This is a genomic window from Mycobacterium sp. SP-6446 (genome assembly GCF_001954045.1).
Taxonomy (GTDB): Bacteria; Actinomycetota; Actinomycetes; order Mycobacteriales; family Mycobacteriaceae; genus Mycobacterium.
On record NZ_MBEM01000099.1, the window covers coordinates 1 to 1,168 of the forward strand.

Consider the following 1,168-nt stretch of genomic DNA (forward strand, 5'->3'; position numbering starts at 1 on the left):
ATCGACCCGGAGAACTTCTGGCGCAGTGCCGGGCTGCCCGAGTTCCGGTGGCCCGACCCGAACGGTACCCGGTTCCCCAACGGCGCACCTCCGCCGGCTCCGACGGTGCTGGAAGGCACACCGCAGCATCCGGGGCCGGCCGTCCCGCCCGGATCGCCGTGCTCCTACACGCCGGGGCCGGGCGCCTCGCCGCGGCCCGTCAATCCGCTGCCCTGCGCGGGCGCCGCCATCGGCCCGTTCGGCGGACCCGCATTCCCGGCGCCGCTAGACGTCCAGACGTCGGCGCCCAAACCCGATGGGCTGCAACCAGAACCGGGCATTCCGATCGCGGGCCGCCCGGGCGAGACGCCGCCGGATGTTCCGGGCGCACCGGTGCCGTTGCCCGCGCAGGTGCCCCCCGGCGCGCGCACCGAACCGCTGGGGCCGGCCGGCCCGACACCGCCACCGTCGACGTTGGCGCCGGGCCTGCCGCCGCGCCCTGCCCCACCACCGGGACCGGGACCGCAGCTGCCGGCGCCGTTCATCACGCCCGGCGGGACGGGAGGTAGCAGCCAATGAGCACCATCTTCGACATCCGCAGCCTTCGACTGCCCAAAGTGTCGCGCAAGGCATTGCTCGCCGCGGCGTTGGTAACGGTGTTGGCCCTCGTCGCGCTCGTCGTCGGGGTGCAGCTCTACCGGAAGCTGACCAACACGAGCGTTGTCGCGTATTTCTCCGAGACCCTCGCGCTCTACCCCGGCGACAAGGTCCAGATCATGGGCGTCCGGGTGGGTTCGATCGACAAGATCGAGCCGGCCGGCGACAAGATGCGAGTCACCTTCCACTACAGCAACAAATACAAGGTGCCGCTCAACGCCACCGCGTCGATACTCAACCCCAGCCTGGTGGCCTCGCGCACCATCCAGCTGTCGCCGGCCTACACCGATGGACCGGTGATGAAGGACGGCGCGGTGATCCCGGTAGAGCGCACCCAGGTGCCCGTCGAGTGGGATCAGCTGCGCGACTCCCTCAACGGGATCCTGCGACAGCTGGGCCCGACGCCGCAGCAGCCGGAGGGCCCGTTCGGCGAGCTCATCGAATCGGCCGCGGACAACCTGGCCGGCAAGGGCAAGCAGGTCCACGACACCCTGAACAGCCTGTCGGAGGCGTTGACCGCGCTGAACGAGGG

1 protein-coding gene and 1 pseudogene are annotated in these 1,168 nt (G+C 71.0%); both read left to right on the forward strand.

The genetic code is table 11. From position 1 onward, the window contains the following. Positions 1–558, forward strand: a pseudogene (locus tag A5736_RS08015) (mammalian cell entry protein); the annotation flags it as partial. Continuing rightward, on the forward strand, positions 555–1,168 hold a 614-nt coding region (locus tag A5736_RS08020), incomplete at its 3' end, for an MCE family protein (protein WP_139333197.1). The pseudogene A5736_RS08015 and the gene A5736_RS08020, both read left to right, overlap by 4 nt.